Source organism: Phenylobacterium sp. (assembly GCF_036402295.1).
Classification (GTDB): domain Bacteria; phylum Pseudomonadota; class Alphaproteobacteria; order Caulobacterales; family Caulobacteraceae; genus Phenylobacterium.
Genome location: NZ_DASWTE010000352.1, coordinates 1 through 1,729, shown reverse-complemented (window position 1 = coordinate 1,729; position 1,729 = coordinate 1). Strand labels below are relative to the sequence as shown.

Below are 1,729 nucleotides of genomic sequence, written 5' to 3'. Positions count from 1 at the left end.
TGCTCCGCTTGGGCGGGGCGACCCAGGCGCGAGCATGCGCAGAACTCGACGTCAGTTCCGGACGTAGGGACAGGCTGGAGGCGCAGTTTCAGCGCGCACGACTGGGCGGCGAGCGCGTGCGGCCGCGGTTCGCGCGGCACGGGAAGCACGTGGCCGCGGTGCTGGCGGCGGGCGGCTTCCCGGTCCTCTGCCGATGAGCGGACTGCAGGAGGCCGCGGCGGTGGTCGCGGGCGCGCTCAGCCGGCGCAAGCCGGGGGAGCGGGGCCGGTTCCTGCGCGAGCTGCTGGCGCACACGGCCGCGGGGCTGGTGGTCATCGAGGGCGAGGCCGAGGCGTCGGAGGCGGTCTACCGCTTGGCCGACGCGGTGGTCGCCCGGGGGCTGGCGCGATGAAGGGCGGCCCGAAGACGGCGCGGGATCCGGCGCTGAAGGCCCAGCGGCTGGCGCGCGACCGGCTGGTGCGGCTGGAGCGGCAGGCGAAAGCCCGCGCCGAGGCGCTCGCGGTGGCCGAAGGCGTGGCCGAGACCGTGGCGCTCTCGCGGGCGCGGGGCGCCGCGGTGGTGGAGCCCGCGCGCGGACGCGGCGCGGCCAAGGTCGCGCCCCTGAAGCGGATGACCGGCCTGGAGTGGCTCGAGCACCGCGGGAAGATCGGCGCCGAGGCGAAGGCGGCGGGCGAGCGCTACGGCTGGGTCTACCGGCGCGTGAGGCTCGACAAGGCCATCCCGTCGACGCTGGACGTGCGCGTGCGGGGCCCGTTCATGGCCCCGTCCCTGGAGGAGACGCTGGCGCACGGGGAGGGCACCGAGACCGCGCGCCGGCGGCTGGCCGAGTTCCGCCGCCGGCTGTCAGGCCAGCCGGACCTGGTGGCCGCGTGCGACCTCGTCTGCGGCGAGGAGAAGACGCCCCGCGAAGCCGCGGGCGGCGACCGCGACGCCGGCCGGCTGGAGGCGGTGCTGAAGGTGGCGCTGGACCTGCTGGCGGGGGCGTGACCTGCGGGCGCCGGCCTAGACCTGCGACGCGCCATAGCGCCCCGCCTGCCGCCGCCGCTCCCGAGCCGCGACGCCGAGCCGCCACCCCAGGATCACCCGCCCGCGCCAGGGGATGACGACCTGCGCGCCGGTGTTGGCCTCCTCGCCGGGGAGGCAGGCGCCGACGCGGATGGGGGCGTCGAGGTCTTCCAGGATATCGGGTTGGAAGCTCGGCGTGACGGACAGGGCCATCGCCTGGATGCGGGCGACGTCGCGGTCGGTGAGGTAGCGGCGAGGGCGGCTGCGCATGGATGAAACAAAAGCAGAACATCTTGCTCGGGACAAGCCGTTGGACGCTCAGCGCTTCCCCTCATGCCACATGATGATCACCTCGGTGAGGCAGCCGTCCTTGGTGCGTTCGAACTCGCGCGAAAGCGGCCTCGTGACGTTTTCAGACCGCACCCTCTGACGTCCGCCACAGTAAGCTACAGTCGCGGACTCGAGGCGGGCCGGCGGGAACGAGGGTGGACCATGGCGAAGATCTGGAGCTGGGGTGTCGCGGCGTTTTCGGACCTCCATACGCACATCGAGTACGTCAGGACGGCCACGTTCGAGCAGGGGTTGAACCTGTTCGCCCAGGTCCACCTCACCCGCTTCGTCGTGTACGGACCGGCCACGGGGACGAGGCCCGCGATCCAGGGCTTCATCAGCAACTACGCCGTCTGGAACGCCGACGGCTCCCAGTCCACGACGGCGCTGTCCG

General features: G+C 73.5%; 5 protein-coding genes. 4 read left to right on the top strand and 1 reads right to left on the bottom strand.

The genetic code is table 11. The annotated features are described in order from the left end of the window. The 3 genes from VGD44_RS20930 to VGD44_RS20920 all read left to right on the top strand — a co-directional run. Positions 1-197 (top strand): hypothetical protein (locus VGD44_RS20930; protein ID WP_331090319.1); only part of this gene is annotated, 197 nt, incomplete at its 5' end. After that, entirely contained in the window at positions 194-391 is a 198-nt protein-coding gene (locus tag VGD44_RS20925) for a hypothetical protein (RefSeq protein WP_331090318.1), read from the top strand. The genes VGD44_RS20930 and VGD44_RS20925, both read left to right, overlap by 4 nt. After that, positions 388-987: a hypothetical protein gene (locus VGD44_RS20920; protein WP_331090317.1), complete on the top strand. Its 600-nt coding sequence runs from the start codon at positions 388-390 to the stop codon at positions 985-987. Before VGD44_RS20925 ends, VGD44_RS20920 begins: the two co-directional genes overlap by 4 nt. A 15-nt stretch (positions 988-1,002) precedes the next feature. On the opposite strand, the gene VGD44_RS20915 is transcribed toward VGD44_RS20920, so the two are convergent. Further along, a complete protein-coding gene (locus tag VGD44_RS20915; protein WP_331090316.1) occupies positions 1,003-1,275 on the bottom strand; it encodes a hypothetical protein in 273 nt (90 codons plus the stop codon). 222 nt (positions 1,276-1,497) lie between these two features. Here VGD44_RS20915 and VGD44_RS20910 point away from each other — a divergent pair. Continuing rightward, the coding region (locus VGD44_RS20910; RefSeq protein ID WP_331090315.1) for a hypothetical protein at positions 1,498-1,729 on the top strand (232 nt) is incomplete at its 3' end.